The 20398-nt window shown below is 66.9% G+C and carries 12 protein-coding genes; 6 read left to right on the top strand and 6 right to left on the bottom strand.

Annotation, left to right across the window (positions count from 1 at the left end; genetic code table 11):
• The first annotated feature begins 101 nt into the window (after window positions 1–101).
• From IP83_RS00145 to IP83_RS00130, 4 genes are all read left to right on the top strand, one after another.
• Window positions 102–1574, top strand: a complete 1473-nt coding sequence (locus tag IP83_RS00145; RefSeq protein ID WP_156309511.1) for an MFS transporter — start codon at window positions 102–104, stop codon at window positions 1572–1574.
• A gap of 85 nt (window positions 1575–1659) precedes the next feature.
• Window positions 1660–2229, top strand: a complete 570-nt coding sequence (locus IP83_RS00140; protein ID WP_054120171.1) for a cupin domain-containing protein — start codon at window positions 1660–1662, stop codon at window positions 2227–2229.
• The gene (locus IP83_RS00135; RefSeq protein WP_054120170.1) at window positions 2226–3182 is read left to right on the top strand and encodes a fumarylacetoacetate hydrolase family protein; all 957 of its coding nucleotides are present in this window, start codon (window positions 2226–2228) and stop codon (window positions 3180–3182) included. The genes IP83_RS00140 and IP83_RS00135 overlap by 4 nt, the downstream gene beginning before the upstream one ends.
• Window positions 3183–3246: 64 nt before the next feature.
• The gene (locus IP83_RS00130; RefSeq protein WP_054120169.1) at window positions 3247–4272 is read left to right on the top strand and encodes a LacI family DNA-binding transcriptional regulator; all 1026 of its coding nucleotides are present in this window, start codon (window positions 3247–3249) and stop codon (window positions 4270–4272) included.
• Between the two features lie 119 nt (window positions 4273–4391).
• Here IP83_RS00130 and IP83_RS00125 read toward each other — a convergent pair whose 3' ends face one another.
• From IP83_RS00125 to IP83_RS00110, 4 genes are all read right to left on the bottom strand, one after another.
• Complete coding sequence (locus tag IP83_RS00125; protein WP_054120168.1) at window positions 4392–5558, bottom strand: ROK family transcriptional regulator; 1167 nt, start codon at window positions 5556–5558, stop codon at window positions 4392–4394.
• The gene (locus IP83_RS00120; protein ID WP_054120212.1) at window positions 5555–6427 is read right to left on the bottom strand and encodes an ROK family protein; all 873 of its coding nucleotides are present in this window, start codon (window positions 6425–6427) and stop codon (window positions 5555–5557) included. The genes IP83_RS00125 and IP83_RS00120 overlap by 4 nt, the downstream gene beginning before the upstream one ends.
• Window positions 6424–7971 (bottom strand): tryptophan halogenase family protein, encoded by a 1548-nt coding sequence (locus tag IP83_RS00115; RefSeq protein ID WP_143146649.1) that lies wholly within the window; start codon window positions 7969–7971, stop codon window positions 6424–6426. Before IP83_RS00115 ends, IP83_RS00120 begins: the two co-directional genes overlap by 4 nt.
• 113 nt (window positions 7972–8084) lie before the next feature.
• Complete coding sequence (locus IP83_RS00110) at window positions 8085–11024, bottom strand: TonB-dependent receptor (RefSeq protein WP_197274227.1); 2940 nt, start codon at window positions 11022–11024, stop codon at window positions 8085–8087.
• 472 nt (window positions 11025–11496) lie between these two features.
• On the opposite strand from IP83_RS00110, the gene IP83_RS00105 reads away from it, so the two are divergent.
• Together IP83_RS00105 and IP83_RS00100 are read left to right on the top strand one after the other, a co-directional pair.
• Entirely contained in the window at window positions 11497–13860 is a 2364-nt protein-coding gene (locus tag IP83_RS00105) for a glycoside hydrolase family 3 protein (RefSeq protein WP_231624844.1), read from the top strand.
• Between the two features lie 102 nt (window positions 13861–13962).
• A complete protein-coding gene (locus IP83_RS00100) occupies window positions 13963–17364 on the top strand; it encodes a LamG-like jellyroll fold domain-containing protein (RefSeq protein WP_054120166.1) in 3402 nt (1133 codons plus the stop codon).
• A gap of 161 nt (window positions 17365–17525) precedes the next feature.
• Here the strand turns inward: IP83_RS00100 and IP83_RS00095 are convergent, their stop codons facing one another.
• Complete coding sequence (locus IP83_RS00095) at window positions 17526–19715, bottom strand: molybdopterin cofactor-binding domain-containing protein (RefSeq protein ID WP_231624843.1); 2190 nt, start codon at window positions 19713–19715, stop codon at window positions 17526–17528.
• An 18-nt stretch (window positions 19716–19733) separates the two neighbouring features.
• Window positions 19734–20231 carry a (2Fe-2S)-binding protein gene (locus IP83_RS00090; RefSeq protein ID WP_304437608.1) on the bottom strand — a complete coding sequence of 166 codons (498 nt, stop codon included), beginning with the start codon at window positions 20229–20231 and terminating at the stop codon, window positions 19734–19736.
• Window positions 20232–20398 lie beyond the last annotated feature (167 nt).

The raw sequence follows: 20398 nt of genomic DNA, 5'->3' as shown, positions 1-20398 counted from the left end.
GCGCGCCAGCCTTGACCATAGGCGACACATCGGCATAATAGAAGCAAGATTTTAATTTGACCGGGCCGACAGCCCCGGCTGACGGGGACAACAAACAGGCGATGACAGCGCACGCAGCCTCGGCAGCCCGAAAGCCCGGCAAGCAGCCGCACGAACTCGATGATCGTCAGCGCGCGCTCGCCTTCTTCACCGTGCTTACCGCCGTCGTCCTCGAAGTGGCGGACACCACCATCGTCAACACCGCGCTGCCTGCGATCCGCGACGGGCTCGGCGCGTCTCCCGCTGCCATGCAATGGATCGTCGCGGGCTATCTGCTTACGCTCGGCTCGCTGCTGCTGCTCGGCGGACGGCTGGGCGACACCTTCGGCCATGACCGCCTGTTCCTCGGCGGCGTCGCCAGCTTCGTCGCCGCCTCGGCCCTGTGCGGCCTCGCCCCCACGCCGGGCGTCCTCGTCCTCGCCCGCGTGCTGCAAGGCGCGGCAGGCGCGATGATGGGCCCGCAGACCATGGCCATCGTCCAGCTGCTCTACACCCCGCTCGAGCGCGTGAAGCGGCTCGCCTTCTTTGGCATGATCATCGGCCTTGCCGCCATCGTCGGCCCGATCATCGGCGGCTTCCTGATCGAGCTCAACCTGTTTGGCCTCGGCTGGCGGCTGATCTTCCTGATCAACCTCCCCGTCGGCCTCTTCGCCCTCGCCATGGGCCGGATCACGCTTCCCCGCACCGGCGAGGAGCACAAGGGTCTCGCCATCGATCTCACCGGAGCCGCCCTTTTCGCCTTGGGCTTCGGCCTGATCCTCTTCGCGCTGATCCAGGCGCACGAGAACCTCGGCCCCGTCGCCGCAGCAGCGATCCTTGCGGCAGGCCTCGGCGCAGTCATCCTCGGCGTCCGCCGCTCCATCGCCCGCCGCGCAAAAGGCCTGCCGGCGATGATCGAGCCGACATTGTTCGCGCTCCCCACCTTCCGCTGGGGCGTCACTGCGGCCATGGCCTTCAACAGCAGCTCGGTCGGCTTCCTGATGATCTTCGCCGTCGCGCTCCAGCAGGGCCTTGCGCTCACCCCGCTGAAGACCGCGCTGATCCACATCCCCTTCGGCCTCGGCGTGATGATCGCGGTCGGCCTCCTCGTCCCGCGCCTGCTTCCCCGCCTCGGACGGCTGCTCCCGATGGCAGGTGGCATGCTGATGGCCGCAGGCATCATCAGCACCCTCGTCCTGATCCACCGCCGGATCGACGGCGGCGCGATCCTGATCGTCACGCTCGCGCTCGCCGGCATCGGCTTCGGCACGCTGTCCGGCCCGCTCGGGCCCATTGCCGTCTCGGAAGTCCCGCGCACCCACGCCGGCACCGCGAGCGCCACCATGCGCACCGCCCAGCAACTCGGCGGCGCGCTCGGCATCGCGCTCGTCGGCTCGGCCTATTTCGCGGTCGGCGGGCACGATCCGGCAGCGCGCCTCGCCGGCCTCATCCCCGGCGCCCTGATGATCGCCGCGCTGCTCACCATCGCCATACTTGCCGTCTCGCGCCTGCCGACAACATTGTTCGCGGCAGAGCGCAAACCCGCCGCGGATTGACCTTGCGCCCATACATCGGCATTGTCGATTGGAATCAAATTAAATCCATCCATCAAATGGATGGATAATCATCGCGGGAGATTATATGGAAGTGAAACCCGTCCGCCGCGTCGTCACCGGCCACAATGCGTCCGGCCTTGCGATCATCCAGGAAGACGGCGCCGCGCCCCGCGTCCAGCAGGTCGGCGGCGCCATCGGCCCGATGTTCCACGAAGTGTGGAACACGCAAGGCACGCCCGCCTTCATCGACGCCGCCTCGGGCGAACCGCATGAAGCCGGCATCGTCCTCGCCCCGCCCAAGAACGGCACCCGCATCCGCGTGCTCGACATTCCGCCCGAAGGCGACGGCATCCGCAACATGACGGCAGAGGAAGCCGCCGCCCACTTCGCCGAGATCGGCGCCGGCCACGCCTCCAACGCCGCCAAGGCAGGCGCCCGCCACGCGCTGATGCACCGCACCGAAACCATCGACTACGGCATCGTCATCGAAGGCGAACTCGTGCTGATCATGGATGAGGGCGAAACCACGGTGTACCCCGGCGACATCGTCATCCAGCGCGGCACCAACCACGGCTGGGCCAACCGCAGCGACAAGAACTGCCGCATCGTCTTCGTCCTGATCGACGGCGAATTTGCGCCCGAGCTCAAGGCATGAGGCTCGCCACCCTGCGCGACGGCACGCCCGATGGCGCGCTGGCGGTCGTCTCGGCCGACGGGACGCGCGTCCTGCGCGTCGGCGGCAGCCTGCTTTCGGCGATGGAGGACTGGCTCGCAGCGCAGGCCAGGCTGGAAGCCGCCGAAGCCCGCCTCGCCGCCGGCGAAGGCGTCTCCACCGACGACGTCGACTTCGCCGCGCCGCTCCCGCGCACATGGCAGTGGCTCGATGGCTCGGCCTTCACCACCCACGGTGATTTGATGGCCGTGGCCTTCAACCACGATCCGCTCGGCAATGATCGCCCGCTGATGTACCAGGGCCTGTCCGATCGATTCTACGGCCCCGCCGATCCGGTCCCCTTCCCCGCGATGGAGCACGGCATCGATTTCGAAGGCGAATTCGGCGTCGTCGTCGATGCCGTCCCGATGGGCACGACCGCCGAAGAAGCGCTCAAGCACATCCGCCTGATCGTCCAGATCAACGACTGGTCGCTGCGCGCCATCGCCCCCATCGAGATGAAGACCGGCTTCGGCTGGGTCCAGGCCAAGCCCGCCTGCTCGATGGCGCCCTTCGCCGTCACGCCCGATGAGCTCGGCAATGCCTGGCAGGACGGCCGCGTCGGCCTCGATCTCATCATCGACTGGAACGGTAAGCAGGTCGGCCGCGCCAACGGCGCCCCGATGGCTTTCGGCTTCCACGAACTTGTCGCCCACGCCGCGCTCACCCGCGATCTTGTCGCCGGAACGGTGATCGGTTCGGGCACTGTCTCGAACGCCAACTATGCCGAAGTCGGCTCCAGCTGCATCTCGGAAATCCGCGCGATCGAGACCATCGCCCACGGCGCGCCGCAGACGCCGTTCATGGCCTTCGGCGATACCGTGCGGATGACCGCGGTGGACAGCGCAGGCCGCGCGCCGTTCGGCCAGATCGATCAGGAGGTCGTGAGGGCCTAGCAATTGCGGGCCGCCCCGGTGTAGGATCACCGAAACGACCCCATTACGAGGCGGCCCCACACCCATGACCAGACCCAAGCGGGCCACTATCGTCGACGTCGCGCGCATGGCCGAAGTCTCCGCCAAGACCGTCAGCCGCGTCGTCAACAACGAGCCCCATGTCACCGAAGCGGTGAAAACCCGCGTGCGCGAGGCGATGCGCGCGCTGCGCTATCATCCCAATGTCGCCGCGCAAGGCCTCGTCCGCAGCCGCTCCTACCTGATCGGCCTCGTCTACGAAAAGCCCAGCCCCAGCTACGTCGTCGAACTCCAGAAGGGCGCGCTCGAACGCCTCCACGGCGAGCGCTTCCGCCTCGTCGTGCTGCCGGTCGAATCCGTCACCGAGCGCGAGGACGAGATCATCGCCCTCCTGCGCTCCGCCGCACTCGATGCCGTCCTCCTCGCCCCGCCAGCCTCGGACCACGCCGGGCTGATGAAGGAATTGCGCGAAGTCGGCATGCCGTTTGCGCGCATTTCGCCCACCCGCCTGCTCGGCCAAGGCCCCTCGGTCGCGATGGACGATGTCGCCGCCGCGCAGGAAGCGGCCGAACATCTCGTCAATCTCGGCCACAAGCGTATCGGCGTGATCAAGGGCGATCCCAGCCACGCCGCTTCCGACGCGCGTCTCGTCGGCACGATGCAGGCGCTCGCCAAGGCCGGGATCACGCTGCACCCCGAACTCATCGAATCCGGCCTGTTCACCTTCGATTCAGGCCTCGCCGCCGCGCGCCGCCTGCTCGCGCTCGATCCGCCCCCCACCGCGATCCTCGCCCAGAACGACGACATGGCCGCCGCCGCCATCACCGCCGCGCGCGAATGCGGGCTGCTCGTACCGGAAGATCTCTCGGTCGTCGGCTTCGACGATTCCGATATCTCGCGCGTCGTCTGGCCCCCGCTCACCACGATCCGCCAGCCCGTGGAAGACATGGCCTACCGCGCGATGGACATGCTCCTCCACGTGCTGCGGGGCGAACCCGAAGGTGCCGACGTCCAGCTCGGCCACGAACTCCTCATCCGCCGCAGCACCGCCCCGCCGAAAGCGGGACTATAGGCCAGAACCCCATTCCAAACCCCGCTCACCCTGAGCCTGTCGAAGGGTGCTGGCACCACGTCCGGGTATGATGCTTCGACAAGCTCAGCATGATCGGCTGGTGGCGTGAGACAGCCCGCCTAATCCGCCAGCGCCAGATCGTCGAACGAGAGCAGCGCCGCCCCCACCGCCGAGGCATCCTCCGCCAGCGCCGCCGCCATCACCGGCGCGATCGCCGGAGCCTCGCGCCCGCCGCTGCGCAGCAGGAGATTGGTCCGCTGCGTCAGCCGCTCCAGCAGCGGCATGGGCAGTCGCCCGCCTACCAGCACAACCCCCGGATTGATCAGCAGGTTCACCGCCACCAAGGGCTGCACCAGCGCCCGCGCGCATTCCTCGATCCAGTCGTCGAGCACGCGCTGCAGCGCCGCGTCGGCCCCGCTTGCCTCGCCTTGCGCGAACGGCGGCCGGCCCGCCTGCGCCAGTCGCCGGTTAAGCCCAGCGATCGAGACGAGGGACTGCAGCGGCACCGGCGCGCCGCCCTCGCCCAAGACCGGCATGAACCCGATCTCGCCGCTGCGCCCGTCCGCGCCGCGATCATAATGCCCGCCGACGACCAGTCCACCGCCGAGGCCATAGCTGATCAGCACATAGAAAAAGCTCTGCTCGCGCTGCCCGCGCCCGAACTGCATTTCGCCGATGGCCGCCGCCGCCGCATCGTTCTCGATGAAGATGGGCTTCCCCAGCGGCTCGGCAAACAGCGCCTCGAGATTGGTCGCCGACCACTGCGCATAGTCCCCCGGCCTGCCCGGCAAATCGACCACCCCAAGGCCATCGGGCAGCGCAAGGCCGATCCCGGTGATCGCCTCCGCCTCGACCCCGGCCATCGCCAGCAGCTTGTCGAGATTGCGGCGGTAGAAACTGCGCACCTGCTCGGGCAGCGCAAAGGCCACCTCGCTGTCGAGCCGAGCCTTCACCGTGCCCGCAAAGTCCGCCAGCACCATCGTGATATGGTCGCGGTCGACATTGAGGCCGACGGCATGCGCGCCTTCCGCATTGATCACGAGCCGCGTCGCCGGCTGTCCGCGCCCGCCGCGCTGCATGCCGGCAGTGCGCAGCAACCCGCGCTCCATCAGGCGCCGCGTGATGTTGGTCACGGTGGGATGAGCAAGGCCCGTCTGGCGCGCGAGTTCCGCCTTGGTCAGCGTGCCCTGCGCCCGGATCGCCCGCAGCACCATGCGCGTATTGTGCGCCCCCGCATCCTCGATTGTCGCGCCGCGATAGCCGCTGCGCGTCAGCCCCAGGTTCACGCTTCCGCACCCTCCAGCACATCGAGTGCGATTGCCAGCGCGCCCATCGGCCCGGCCTGATCGCCCAGCACCGGTGCACCGACCGTAAACGAAGCTTGCGCATAGCCGCCCAGACTTTCGCGCGCCGCCGCCTCGACCCGCGCCACCAGCCCGGGCCGGTTCGCCAGCACGCCGCCACCCAGCGCGACCCGTTCGGATGCTCCGGTCAACACGATGGTATGGACGAGCCGTGCAAGCACATGGACAAACGGATTCCATACTGGATGCATTTCGTCCAGAGCCTCACCGCTCCGACCCGTTCGGGCAGCCAGCGCGGGTCCGGCTATGAGTCCTTCCACACAGCCCCCGTGAAACGGGCAAATCCCCGGCGCATCGTCACCCGGCGCCCGGTCCACGAATATGTGGCCCATTTCACTGTGTGCACGCCCCGCCATAGTCCGCCCGCCGACCACGAGGCCGACGCCTACTCCGGTGCCGACGGTGATATAGGCATGGTTCGCCATCCCCTGCGCCCCGCCCCAGCGCCCTTCCGCCAGCGCCGCGCCGTTCACATCGCTGTCGAGCCCGACCGGGAGGTCATAGCGCTCCTGCAGATGCGCCGCGAGCCCGAACCCCTGCCACCCCGGCTTGGGCGTCGCGAGGAACGTGCCGAAATCCGCCGCACTGCGGTCGGTCTGGATCGGCCCGAAGGCGGCGACCCCGATGGCTTCGATGGGATAAGCCGCACACCAGACATCGAGGATCGCCGTCAGATCACTTACCGTCGCAGGCGCATCGCGCGTCGGCATCCGGCGCTGGTCGATCACCTCACGTCCCTCGGCGAGCGTCGCGACGCATTTGGTTCCGCCAAGCTCTAGTCCGGCGATCATGCGCCGCCCCACGTCTGTTTGAAGTTGGGCCGCCCCTTCAGCGCCGGATCGAGCAGCCGCGCCAGCATCGCCAGATGCGTCGGCGCCGCCGCACGGTAGCGGCCCATCACCTCGCGGATCTGCCCGATCACCCGCCGCACTTCGCCGAAATCCGCCGCATCGGCCAGCGGATCAAGCGCCTCGGGCACGATTCCCATGCCAGCCGCGACAAAAAACCAGCTGATATCGGCAAACAGCTCCCGCCGCCGCGACACAATCCGTCCCGTCCGCCGGAACAACTCCAGCTTGGCCGCCAGACTGTCCGGCAGAGGGTTCGCCCTGATCTCGTCCCAGAACGGCTCGCCATGCCGCCGGTTGGGCACGTAGTGGAGCAGCAGGAAATCGCGGATATGCGCATATTCGTCCGCCGCCTCGCGGTTGTAGGCCGCCGCCAACGCCGGATCGCAGTGCCGGTCCGGGAAGTAGTCCAGCAGCCGGTTCAGCGCGGTGTGGATGAGGTGAATGCTCGTCGATTCCAGCGGTTCCAGAAATCCGCTCGAAAGCCCGACCGCGAGGCAGTTCTTCACCCACATCGCCTTGCGGTGCCCGGCGGTGAAGCGCAGGAAGCGCGGCTCTGCCAGCGGCTCTCCTGCCGCCGCCTCGCGCAATGTCTCCGCCGCCTGCTCGTCGCTCACATGGCGGCTCGAATAGACATAGCCATTGCCCACCCGCGACTGCAGCGGAATGCGCCAGCGCCACCCCGCCTCGTGCGCTGCCGAAATCGTGTAAGGCGCAGGCGGCCCCACTGTCGCCGTCGGCATCGCCACCGCCCGGTCGCACGGCAGCCACGAGGTCCAATCCTCATATCCCGCGTGCAGCGCTTCCTCGATCAGCAGCCCGCGAAAGCCCGAGCAGTCGATAAAGAAATCCGCCTCGATCCGCCGCCCATCGGTCAGCCGGACCGCTGCAATCGCGCCATCATCCGCCAGTTCGGCCCCGACAATCCGCGCATCCACATGCGTCACGCCGCGCGCCGTCGCATGCTTCCTCAGGTATTCCGCCACCAGCCCCGCATCGAAATGCAGCGCATAGTTGAGCGCCCCGCCCGGATAGCTGCCATCCGGCGGCGGAAACGCGAACTTGCCGTCCTGAGCCAGCGCAATCGCCGGGCACAGATCGGCAAATGTCTCGTCATGCCCCGCCGCCTTGTTCTTCCACCAATAATGGTGAAACGGCCGCTGGTTGATCGTGACGCCCAGATTGCCGAACGGGTGCCAATAGGAATGGCCGCGTTCCAGCCAGTCGTCAAAGCGGATCGCCAGTTTGAAGGTCGCCTGACAATGGCGAATGAAATCAATCTCATCGACGCCGCAGTTGCTGAGGAACTCGAACACCGGCGGGATCGTCGCCTCGCCCACGCCGACGGTGGGCACATCGCTCGATTCAATCAGCGTGATCTTGCAACCGCTCGGCGCCAGCACAGCCGAAAGCAGCGCCGCCGCCGACCAACCGGCCGTGCCGCCACCCACAATCAGGATCGAGCGCAAGGGATCAGGTGTCATCATCGGTCCGGTTCGATGCTGGCCGTCATCCGGCTACAAGACAAGGCCTCACAAGAAAGGGGGGAAGGCCTAAGCCCTCCCCCCAGAAGAGGCTCCGAGGGAGGTGGAGCAAGCGTTCAGAAGTTGAACTTCACACCGGCGAAGATCCGGCGCGAACCCGATTCAAACCGGAACGGCAGTTCGGGGAATTGCAGGTAGGTCTTGGTGTTTTCCTTGTTGAGGTTGATGCCCTCGACGAACACGTTGAAATTCGGCGTCAGCTGGTAGGAAATCTGCCCGTCGAGCTGGCCATAAGGCTTCTGGTAGATACCCAGCGTGCGCGTCACCCCGCCATCGCCGAAGCCGAAGTTCCCGAGGTAGCTCTTCGAACGCCACGAGTAGGACGCGCGCGCCGCGAACCCGCTTTTCTCGAAGTAGATCTGTCCGTTGAACGAGTGCTTCGACACACCCGGCAGCGGCAGGCCCGTCTCGAAATCGTTCCTGAACTCGGTGCTCGTGTCGGAGAACGTGTAGTTCGCGGTGAAGCCGAGCCCGAACGGGAAGGCATATTGCGCCGCCAGTTCGAAGCCCTTGACCCGGCCGCCATTGCCGTTGACCGGCTGCGAGACCGGACCGATCCGTCCGCCCGCCTGGTCGTTGACGAAGACCGGCACCGTCTGCGTCACGACGAAGCTGTCGACTTCCTTCCAGAACACGCCCGCCGAAAGCAGGCCCTGCCGTCCGAAGTAGTACTCGACGCCAAGGTCGAACTGATAGGCGCGGAACGGATCGAGGCTGGCATTGCCCCGGTTGCCGCTGGTGAACAGGAACCGGTCCGTCGCCGCATCGCGGGTGAAATCGGTGGCGAAACCGCGGCCCAGATCGAACAGCGGCTGGCGCGACGTCACGCGGGCGGCCGAGGCACGCACCTTGATCTCCTGCGTGGCATCGACGACCACGTTCACGCTCGGCAGGAAATCGGTGTAGGACCGCTGGACGCTGGTGGTGTCGAAGTCCTTGACCACGCCGTTCCAGCTGTCGGTGCCGTAGTAGGTCGGGTTCGCCGTGCCCTGGTTCTGGTCCACCTTCAGCTGGGTATTGACGATGCGCAGGCCCACGTTGACGTGGAAGCTGTCATCCTTGCCGCCGATATCGGCCATCACATAGCCGGTCTTGGTCTCTTCCTTGACGAAGAAGGTCTGCAGCGGATCCTCGTAGAAGCCGAAGGGCGTCGAGGGATAGAGGTTCTGGATCCATTTCAGCGCATTGACCATCTGCGCGCGGTTCTGGATCAGCAGCTTGCCGCCCGGAACGTTGGGATTGACCAGCGTCTCGACCCGGCCCGCATTGCTGGTGAACGTGTCGTAAGGCGTGATCAGCGCGGGCGAATTGCCGAAGCGGCTGCAGCCCTTGAACGCCGCCGGCTTGTTGGCCTCGGGCAAGTCGCAGATCTTGTAGCCGATCGCGCCGTCCTGGAAGTAGCCGAGCGGTGTGTAGTTGTAGTTGAAGCCAGGCACGCGCTCGGCCGCGGGGATCTTGGTCGCGTCGATTTCGCCCTTGCCCGAATAGTCGGCCAGATAACGGCCCGAGGTGAAGTCCACCGTGCGCTGGCCATAGCGGAAGCCCGCGCTCACCGTGATCTTGCCCTTCTCGGACGGATCGACATCCCACGCCACGTCGGTGCGGATCGAGTGCCCCTTGATCTTCGAACGGTCCCCGAAGGCCCAGTGCGACTTGAAGAAGCCGTAGGCCGGATTGCTGAACAGGTCCTGCGGGCTGTTCTGCGCGATGCCGAACCTGGGCAGATCGCCGTTGCTGTAGGTGAAGTCGAACGTCGCCGGGGCCGCGCTGTTGAGCGCCACGCCGTTCTGCAGCGGCCCGCCGACCGCGCCCTGCCGTACCGTGTACTTGGTGAAGCGCACGTCGTTGTTGGCGACATCGCGGAACAGGCTGCCGTTCGAGTAGGTCGCCTCGACGTTGGCGCGAAAGTTGGAGCCATTGTCGTACTTGGCGCCGAACTGCACGTTGTCCGAACGGATGCTCGATTCATCCACCACCGAGATCGCCTCGGCCGATTGCGCGCGGACCGTGCCGCTCGTCAGCACGCCGTTGCTGTTGATCTGATAGCCGGGCAGCAGGCCCAGGGATTCGCCCTGGCCGAACGGGAACTTCACCGACCCTTCGCGCGTGTCCACCTTGAGGTCGGAGTGGAAGTATTGCAGGTCGAGGCTCAGCGTATCCGTCGGACGGAACGCGAGGCCTGCCGAAACGCCCCAGCGCGTGCGGTACTGGTCGCGGTCGGTGAGGTAGCGGTATTCGGGCGCGTAGTAGTTGGTCGGCACCGTCGCCGTGTCGCGGCGGCCCGCGCCGAAGGCCCAGTTGCCGCGGTTCTCGCCGCCCAGAATGTCGAAGTGGGCGTTGGTCTTGCTGTAGCTGCCCGAAACGATGATGCCGATCTTGTCGTTGAAGTTGTAGCTCGCGACCACCGCGCCGGTCGGCTTCCACCCGCCGATGCCATTGGCCTTGTTGAGCCGCGCGTTGCCCGCCACGGTCAGGCCGTTCTTGAGATCGAGCGGATTGCGCGTCTTGAGGTTGACGATACCGCCGAGGCCGCCTTCGAGCAGCGAGGCGTTGGGCGACTTGTAGACTTCGACGCCGCCGATCAGTTCGGACGGCACGCTTTCAAGGCTGTCGGTGCGGGTGAAGTTGCCCTCGCCCACCTTGAACACTTCCTGGCCGGTCACGAACAGCTCGTTGTTCAGCACGGTGAGGTTCTGCTCGAGACCGCGGATGCGCACCTTGGTGCCCTGGCCGTTCTCGCGGTCGATCTGGATGCCGGGCAGGCGCTGCAGCGATTCGGTGATGTTCTGGTCGGGGAACTTGCCGATATCCTCGGCGCTGACCGATTCGAGGATCAGGTTCGAATTGCGCTTGGCATCGAGCGCGGCGGCCAGCGACTGGCGGAAGCCGGTGACGACGATCGGCGCATTGCCCTCATCGCCCGCGGCGGCATCGGCCTGTGCAGCCTGCTGCGGTGCGCCCTGCGCGGCGGCATTGCCGGCAATCAGCAGCGCCATGATCGACGCGGCGCCCATAAGCCCGTTTCTGGAAAGCACAGTCCTGGGACGTGCGGTGCGATCAGACATGGTCTCTCCCCTTGCAAGTTGAGCGACACCCTCCGTTTTATTCGGGGTGATGCCGCCTTTCTGGTTGTCCGGCGCCCCTTGGAAGGGAGTTGACCGGACTGTGTGGCACGGTTGCAATACGATGATCTTGTCCGTATTGTCAACGTTGTCATTCAATTTATATCATCATCATGCATTAAAAGGGGAGCCCGGCACGCTTAGCCAGCCGGGAACCGGAGAGGAAAACCAAGGAATGAAGCGGATTTCTCGCCAGACCGGGTCACTCAGAACAATGGCCTCCGCGATGGTCCTCGCAGGCACTTTTACAACTGCGATGGCCCAGGCCACACCGCCCGCCGCTAAGGCCGAGTCGGCTGCGAACGTTCACCCTGAGCAATGGCCGCGAATCGCCTGGCCGAAAGTTGTGACGGACGCCGACGAGGCCAAAATCGCCCAGCTTATCAAGCAGATGGACCCCGCCTGCAAAGTCGGACAGGTCATCCAGGGCGATATCGCCAGCCTCACGCCCGAGGATGTCGCGAAGTACAATCTCGGCTCCGTCCTCAACGGCGGCAATTCCGGTCCCGGCGGCAACGACCTTGCCCCTGCCAGGGAATGGCTGCGCTACGCCGACCTGTTCTACGCCGCCTCGATGCGCGGTCGCCCCGGCTGTCCGGGCATTCCGATGATCTGGGGCACCGACGCTGTCCACGGCCACAGCAACATCATTGGTGCCACCCTGTTCCCCCACAACGTCGGCCTTGGCGCCATGCGCGATCCCGATCTCATCGAGAGGATCGGCGCCGCCACCGCCGTGGAGATCCGCGTCACCGGGCAGGAATGGACCTTTGCCCCCACCGTCACTGTCCCGCAGGACTACCGCTGGGGCCGCGCCTACGAAGGCTATTCCTCCGATCCCGCGCTGGTTGCCAGCTACGTCGGCCGCATGGTGCGCGGGCTGCAAGGCCCGCCCACAACCGACCGCGTCCTCGCCGGCCCGCACGTCATCGCCAGCACCAAGCACTTTCTCGCCGACGGCGGCACCACCGACGGCCACGACCAGGGCGACGCCCAGATCGACGAGACCACGCTGCGTCTCGTCCACGGCGCGCCCTACCTCCCGGCGATCGAGAACGGCGTCGCCACCGTGATGACCAGCTTCTCCAGCTGGAACGGCGTCAAGATCGCCGGCAACAAGGGCCTCGTCACCGACGTGCTCAAGGACCGCCTCGGCTTCGGCGGCCTCGTCGTCACCGACTGGAACGCGCACGGCCAGATCGCCGGCTGCACCAACGCCAGCTGCCCGCAGGCGCTTCTCGCCGGGATCGACATGGTCATGGCGCCCGACAGCTGGAAGCCGCTTTACGGCAGTCTTCTGGGGCAAGTGCAGGACGGCACCGTCCCCATGGCCCGCCTCGATGATGCCGTCACCCGCATCCTGCGCGTCAAGGCCCGCCTCGGCCTGTTCGAAATGGGCGCACCCAGCACACGACCGCTCGCCGGCCAGTGGAACCTGCTCGGCAGCCCCGAGCACCGCGCCGTCGCCCGCGAAGCCGTGCGCAAGTCGCTGGTCCTGCTCAAGAACACCGGCGTCCTCCCCCTGAAAAAGGGCGCGCGCCTGCTCGTCGCGGGTGACGGCGCGGATGACGTTGCCCGCCAGTCCGGCGGCTGGACGATCACCTGGCAAGGCACCGGCCTCACCCGCGACCAGTTCCCCGGCGCCACCACGCTGTGGGAGGGCCTCAAGTCCGCCGCCGAAGCCTCCGGCGGCAGCGCCGAATATGCACCCGACGGCCAGTTCCAGCAAAAACCCGATGCCGCCGTGGTCGTCTTCGGCGAAACCCCCTATGCCGAGTTTCAGGGCGACATCCGCTCGCTCCAGCTGCGCAACGATCTCACCGGCCCGCTCGCCACGATGAAGGCACTGAAGGCCAAGGGCATCCCCGTCGTGGCCGTCATGCTCACCGGCCGCCCCTTGTTCGTGAACCCCGAACTCAACGCCGCCGACGCCTTCGTGGTCGCGTGGCTCCCCGGTTCCGAAGGCGAAGGCGTCGCCGATGTGCTCTACGCCAAGGACGGCGCCGACTTCACCGGCCGCCTCCCCACCGCGTGGCCGCGCACCGCCCGCCACGGCGATGATCCGCTCTACGCCTATGGCTACGGCCTCACGATGAAGCAGGGCGCGGCGCCGTGGACCGCCCTCCCCGAAGACCCCGGCGTCGCCGCCGAAGCGGTTCCCGGCGTCTATCTCCAGCGCGGACAGGCGCAGACCGGCTGGTCGCTCGTCCTCACCGATCCCTACGCCGCGCCCCATGTCGTCGGCCCCGTCCCCGCCGCCACGCCCGGCGGCCGCATCGCCATCACCGCCATCGACAAGGACGTGCAGGAAGGCGCGCGCCGCATCGTCGTCGGCAAGGGACCCGAACCCGCCACCATCGCACTCGAAGCCGCCAGCCCCCGCGACCTGTCGCGCGAGACCAACGGCGATGTGCTGCTGCTGCTGAATCTCAAGCTCGATGCCAAACCCGGCGCCCCCGTCACCATCTCGGCCCGCTGCGGCAGCGGCCCTTGCGGCGCACCTGTCGCGCTGCCCGAGCTTGCCGCCCTGGCCCTCGGCGAATGGAAAACCCTTGCGGTTCCACTCAAGTGCCTGCTGCCCGCCGGCTCCACCAGCAACGCCGTCTCCAGCCCGCTCGTCCTCGCCACGCGCGGCCCGCTCTCGTTCGGCCTTGCCAGCGTGACGCTCGGCACGAAGGGCGATATCCTCGCAGGGTGTTCGAACAAATAATGCATTTATTTTATATTTTTATTTGACTATGGTAACGCCATCTGATTGCGTTGTCAGCCAATCTGGGCCTAACACACCGGGAGGCGAGGAGAGAGACCGGAAATGCCTACAATTGCGCGCCATCTGGCGCCGCTCCTCCCTGTCGCCGGTGCTTTTGCCGCCAGCGCGCTCAACGCCGCGCCGGTCCATGCCGAAGTGCCCGACGGCGGCGGCCCCTACAACGTCCGCATCCTCGAAGGCGGCATCGGGATCGAGCGCGAAATCCCGGCTGCCGCGGCCAACGCGCCCTTCACGCTCTCCACATGGATCAATCCTGACCGCATCCAGCCCGGCGAAGTCACCCTGATCCAGCAGAGCCGTGGGCTCGTCCTCGTCGACGGCCGCCCCGCCCTGCGCCTCGGCGAAACGCTGATCACCGCCGCCACCCCACTCGCAGCCGGACGCTGGACCCACCTCGCCGCCACATTCGACGGAAAGACCGCACGGCTCTACATCGACAGCAAACTTGCCTGGCAGCAAGCCGCAACCGCCCCGGCGACAGACCCTGGCATCGCCATCGCCCCGCCGTTCCCCGGCAAGCCGCACTTCGCCGGTTCGCTCGCCGAAGCCACGCTCGACAACACCGTCCGCGACGCGGCAGCCCTCTTCGCCCGGCGCCCCGATTTCGCCGTGGTCCAGTTCCGCGAGGTCGGCGTCGGCTGGCCCTTCCAGCGCAAGGCAAACATCGGCCTCACCGAACAGCAGGACGCCTGGCTCCTGCCGCACGCCAACACCCCGCCCAGCGCCTCCCGTGCCATCCCGGTCAAGGCCCAGCCCGCGCTCGCCCCCGCCACTCCGGGCGAGTGGCAAATGAATGGCTGGAGGCTGATCCCCGCCCCCGATCTCGGCCCCGCTGATGGCGCCGCCCTCTCCCGCCCCGGCGTCGATACCGCCAAGTGGCTCGCCGCGCGCGTCCCCGGCACGGTCCTCGCCACCATGGTCGACCGCGGCGTCTACCCGGACCCCTATTACGGCTTGGGCAACCTCGCGATTCCCGAAAGCCTCGCACGGCAGGACTACTGGTACCGCACCAGCTTCACCGTCCCCGCCGAAGCAGTCGGCAAGTCCCTCGCCCTACGCTTCGACGGGATCAACTACACTGCCGAAGTCTGGATCAACGGCCAGCGCCTCGGCACCATGAAAGGCGCCTTCGCCCGCGGCCGCTTCGCCTTCACCCCGCAAGCCGGGGAAAACGTGGTCGCCGTCAAAGTCAGTCCTCCACCGCACCCCGGCATCCCGCACGAACAGTCTGTCAAGGGCGGCGTCGGCGAAAACGGCGGCCAGCTTGCCATCGACGGGCCCACCTTCGTCGCCACCGAAGGCTGGGACTGGATCCCCGGCATCCGCGACCGCAACACCGGCCTCTGGCAAGGCGTCGCGCTCGAAGCGACCGGCCCCGTCCGCCTCGGCGATCCGCACGTCGTCACCGACCTGCCGCTCCCGAAAACCGACAGCGCCGATGTCACCATCACGGTCCCGCTCACCAACCCCGCCGCGCAGCCAATCCCCGTCACCGTAACCGCAAAGATCGGCGACATCACCCTTACCCGCACCGTCACCGCCGCCCCCGGCGAAACCACCGTCGCCTTCTCACCGACGACCGACCCCGCGCTCCGCATCGCCAATCCCCGCCTCTGGTGGCCCAACGGCTACGGCGACCCGGCCCTCTACACCCTCACCCTTTCCGCCGCCGCCAATGGCCAACCCTCCGACACCCGCACCCTCCGCTTCGGCATCCGCGAAGTCAGCTACGAGCTCGCGCTGTTCGACCACGCAGGCCGTTTGAACCGCGTCGAAGTCGATCCCACCGACGCCAGATGCGGCGAACTACCCCTGATCGACGTCCGCCACAGCGCCATCAAGCAGACCCCGCTCGGCTGGGCACAAAGCCTGACCCCCGCAGGCGAAAAATCCCCCGCCGTGCGCCCCGTCCCGCCGTCGACCCAGCTCCCCCACCTCACCCTGCGCGTCAACGGCGTCCGCATCGCCGCGCGCGGCGGCAGCTGGGGCATGGACGATGCGATGAAGCGCTTCGGCCGCGCCGAGCTCGAACCCTATTTCCGGCTCGAGCGCGAAGCCCACATGAACGTCATCCGCAACTGGATGGGCAACAACACGCAAGCCGCGTTCTACGACCTTGCCGACGAGAATGGCATGATGATCCTCAACGATTTCTGGCAGTCCACGCAGGATTTCCAGATCGAGCCCGAGGACCCGCAGCTCTTCCTCGCCAATGCGGCGGACACCATCGCGCGCTACCGCAATCACCCCTCGATCGTGGTCTGGTTCGGCCGCAACGAAGGCGTGCCCTATCCCGCGCTCAACGAAGGCCTCGATGCCCTCGTCACCAAACTCGACGGCACCCGCTGGTACACTGGCTCCTCCAACGTCGTGAACCTGCAAGGCTCCGGCCCCTACAACTACCGCCCGCCAGAAGGCTATTTCACCGATCTCGCCAGCGGCTTCTCGGTCGAAACCGGCACCCCCTCCCTCGCCACCCGCGAAGCCATCGAAGCCAGCGTGCCTGCCGCCGACCGCTGGCCGCTCGGCGATACGATGGCCTACCATGACTGGCACTTCAGCGGGAACGGCGACACGCGCACCTTCATGGACACGCTGGCCGCCATGTTCGGCCCCGCGACCAGCCTCGCCGACTTCGAGCGCAAGGCACAGATGATGAACCTCGAGACGCACAAGGCGATGATGGAAGGCTTCCTCGGCCACTTGTGGACGAAAAACTCCGGCCGCCTGTTCTGGATGACTCACCCCTCGTGGCCTTCCAACGCCTGGCAGCTCTACAGCTCGGACATGGACACCCACGCCGCCTACTACGGCGCCCGCGCCGGAGCGGAACCGGTGCACATCCAGCTCAACCTGCCGGACAACCAGCTCATGGTGATCAACACCACGCGCGGGGATATCCCGGCGCTGACGGCGCGGGTTCGCGTCACCGATCTGGCGGGACGTACACTCCTCCAGCAGGAAATGCCGCTGAACGCTCCGGCCAACACGGCAACGCCGGCAGGAACAGTCGATCTCGCCCCGCTCATGACGAATGGCGCGATGGTCCTCGTCGCGCTCGATCTCGTCGATACCAAGGGCGCGCTGCTCAGCCGCAATTTCTACTGGCGCGGCCGCGACACCGCCGCCTACCGCGACCTGAACACGATGCCCGCCGCCGCGATCAGCCTCACGGCCAAGGCCGGGGCGCCGCAGGGCAGCGACCGCCCGCTCATCCTCAGCCTCGCCAACACCGGCAAAACCCCCGCACTCGCGATCAAGCTCACCGTCCTCGACAAGGCAGGCGCCCGCGTCCTCCCCGTCTTCTACGAAGACAACTACATCTCACTGATGCCGGGCGAGGCGCGCACCCTCACCGTGCGTGTCCCCCCCAGCGCCAAGCCCGCCAGCATCGCGATCCGCGGCTGGAATGTGCCGGAAAGCGCGACAGCTCTGGCTCCGTAACCGATCATTCCCCACCCTCGTCATTCCCGCGAAGGCGGGAATCCAGAGCCGCAAGGCACCGCGCCAGCCGACCTGGATCCCCGCCTTCGCGGGAATGACGAAAGGAGAAGGCAGCAGTCCGAAACCCCGGACTCGATCCGGAGTCCCGCAACCCCTCGAAATCAAGCCTTCGCCTGATCCTTGATCGGCAGCGCCCGCACCCGTTTGCCCGTCAGCGCGAACAGCGCGTTTGCCAAGGCTGGCGTCGCCGGCGGCAGGCCCGGTTCGCCGATCCCGCCCATCTCCGCCCCGCTGTTGATGAAATGCACATCCACCGTCGGCGCATTCGCCAACTTGAGCACCTCGTAATCGCTGAAGTTGCTCTGCTGCACCGCGCCCTTGTCCAGCGTGATCGCCTCACCGATGCCCGAGGAAAGCCCCATCACCAGCCCGCCGAGGATCTGCCCCTCGGCCGCCGTCGGATTGACCACCGTTCCGCAGTCCACCACCGCCCAGGCCTTGTGCACCTTGGGCATGCCGGCCTCGTCGAGCGAAGCCTCGATCACCTGCCCGACAATCGTGTTGAAGCACTCGACCACGGCCACGCCGCGCGCATGGCCCGGCTCGACCGGCGAACCCCACCCGCTGCGCTTCGCCACTTCCTCCAGCACCGTGCGGTGCCGCCCGGGCTTCAGGTGCTTCAGGCGGAACTCGACCGGATCGGTGCCCGCCGCATGCGCCAGCTCGTCCATGAAGCTTTCGGTCGTGAAGCCGTGCTGCGTCGCGTTGACCGAACGCCATGCGCCGACAGTCTGGTTCGAGACCTGCTTGAAATGCCGCCGCGCCACGGCGGGCACATCATAGAAGAACGGCACTTCGCGCAGGCCATCCTCCGGCTGCGCGAAATCGTTGCGCCACGCGGTGATCTTGCCGTCCGCCGAGAGCGCCGCCGTCAGCTTGGCCGAGCTCTGCGGACGGTACGCGCCTTGCGAGACTTCCTCCTCGCGCGACCAGATCAGCTTGACCGGATAGGGCACCTGCATCGCAACGCGTGCCACCTGATCCACGATCTCCATATACATCGGCAGGCGGCGGCCGAAGCTGCCGCCGATCAGCATCGGGTGGAACGTCACCTTGTCCGCGCCAAGGCCCGCCGCGCTCGCCGCCGCGGCCTTGGCGCCGAGCGGGTCCTGCATGCCGCCCCACACGTCGAGGTGCCCGTCCTTGTAATGCGCGGTGAGCGCAAAGGGCTCCATCATCGCGTGGTGGAGGAACGGCATGCGGTAGTCCGCCTCGATCACCTTGACGCCATTGGCCTTGAGCGCGGCATCGACATCGCCTTCGCCCATGGTCTTGGTCGGCTTGCCTTCGCTCCGCAGCTTGTCCTGCTCGGCGAAGATCGTCGCCGTGGACAACAGGCCGTGCCCGCCATCGGTGAACTTCGGCGTCAGCGCCCGCGCGCCCTTCAGCGTGTGCCAATAGCCCTTGGCCACGACCACCACCGCGGCATCGAGGCTGATCACCTTCTCGACGCCCGCCACGGCCAGCGCGGGCTTGGGATCGACCGACTCCAGCTTGCCCCCGCGCACCGGTGCCGCGATCACCGTCGCCACCCGCATGCCCGGTTTCATCACGTCCATGCCGTATTGCGCGGTACCGTTGACCTTGGCCGGAATGTCGAAGCGGGGAATGGATTTCCCCATGTGCTTGAAGTCCTTGGGGTCCTTGAGCGCGACCTTGGTCGAAAGGCTGCGCGTCGCCGCTTCCGCCGCGAGTTCGCCATAGCGCAGCGATTTGCCCGACTTGGCATGGACAACCTTGCCGTCCGCTGTCGCCAGTTCGCCCGCCGGAACGCCCATGCGCCCCGCCGCCGTCTCGATCAGCGCCTGACGCGTGCCTGCGCCCAGCACGCGCAGCCCGTGCTGCCCGGTGAAGCGAAGCGCCGACGAACCGCCGGTGATCTGCAGGTTGAGCTGCCGCGCGATCGTTCCCAGCAGCGACATCGGCATCGCCCCGATAATGCCCGGATAACCGCTCATTTCCGAAAGGAAGCCCTTGCCCAGCACCACGTTGGCAAACGCGGACTCAGCGGGCGCCGAGACGACCGAAAGCTTGCTCCAGTCTGCGTCCAGCTCTTCGGCCAGCATCTGCGCGAGGCCGGTGTTCGAACCCTGCCCGATATCGGTGTGCGGCGAATAGAGCGTGACGGTGTCGTCCTCGCCGATGCGCAGCCATGTGCCGAAATTGTGTCCGTCCTTGCCGTCGGTCAGCTTGGCCGCCTGCGACCTGGCCGAGCTGTCGCCATACTGGACCGCGAAAATGCCGCCGCCGACCAGTGCCGCGCCGCCGATGAGGAAGGTTCTGCGGATCATGCCCATCTGCTTGTCTCCTCAGGCCGGGGTTGCGGGTGCGGCGGCGGCGGTGCCGGCGACGTCATGGCCAGCAACATCGTGAATCGCGGCGCGGATGCGCGGATAGGTCCCGCAGCGGCAGATATTGGTCATCGCCGCGTCGATATCGGCATCGGTCGGCTTGGGCGTCTTCGCCAGCAAGGCCGCCGCAGCCATGATCTGGCCCGACTGGCAATAGCCGCACTGCGGCACCTGATGCGCGATCCATGCCTGTTGCAACGCAGTGAGCGTTCCATCGGCGGCGGCGAGGCCCTCGATCGTGGTGATCGACTTGCCCGCCACATCGCTGATCGGCACGCTGCACGAGCGCGTGATCTCGCCGTCGATATGCACGCTGCAGGCCCCGCAGGCCGCGATCCCGCAGCCGAACTTGGTGCCGGTCATCCCCAGCTCCTCACGGATCGCCCAGAGCAGCGGGGTATCCGGTTCCCCCGCGAAGCTTACCGGCTTGCCATTCACCTTTGCCTCGATCGCCACGCTGTCGTCTCCCCACGGGCCTTGATTTGCGTTGCTTGTAGCAACTGATCACGCCCTGCGCCACTGCCAAGACGGGAGTGCGCGGTGAAGGTCCGGGGGGATGATCTTCACCCTGGCGGGTCACCTCGCTGCACCGCAGCAGGCGTTGCACTTTGAAACTAGGACAC

The organism is Novosphingobium sp. AAP93 (assembly GCF_001296055.1).
Taxonomy (GTDB): Bacteria; Pseudomonadota; Alphaproteobacteria; order Sphingomonadales; family Sphingomonadaceae; genus Novosphingobium.
Note: the sequence above shows the minus strand (reverse complement) of the source record. Positions and strands in the feature narration are given on the sequence as shown.

Excerpts from the sequence above, each read along its gene's own strand:
- IP83_RS00145 (WP_156309511.1), top strand. The coding sequence starts at position 102 with ATGACAGCGCACGCAGCCTCGGCAGCCCGAAAGCCCGGCAAGCAGCCG.
- IP83_RS00140 (WP_054120171.1), top strand. The coding sequence starts at position 1,660 with ATGGAAGTGAAACCCGTCCGCCGCGTCGTCACCGGCCACAATGCGTCC.
- IP83_RS00135 (WP_054120170.1), top strand. The coding sequence starts at position 2,226 with ATGAGGCTCGCCACCCTGCGCGACGGCACGCCCGATGGCGCGCTGGCG.
- IP83_RS00130 (WP_054120169.1), top strand. The coding sequence starts at position 3,247 with ATGACCAGACCCAAGCGGGCCACTATCGTCGACGTCGCGCGCATGGCC.
- IP83_RS00120 (WP_054120212.1), bottom strand. The coding sequence starts at position 6,427 with ATGATCGCCGGACTAGAGCTTGGCGGAACCAAATGCGTCGCGACGCTC.
- IP83_RS00115 (WP_143146649.1), bottom strand. The coding sequence starts at position 7,971 with ATGATGACACCTGATCCCTTGCGCTCGATCCTGATTGTGGGTGGCGGC.
- IP83_RS00110 (WP_197274227.1), bottom strand. The coding sequence starts at position 11,024 with ATGGCGCTGCTGATTGCCGGCAATGCCGCCGCGCAGGGCGCACCGCAG.
- IP83_RS00100 (WP_054120166.1), top strand. The coding sequence starts at position 13,963 with ATGCCTACAATTGCGCGCCATCTGGCGCCGCTCCTCCCTGTCGCCGGT.
- IP83_RS00095 (WP_231624843.1), bottom strand. The coding sequence starts at position 19,715 with ATGATCCGCAGAACCTTCCTCATCGGCGGCGCGGCACTGGTCGGCGGC.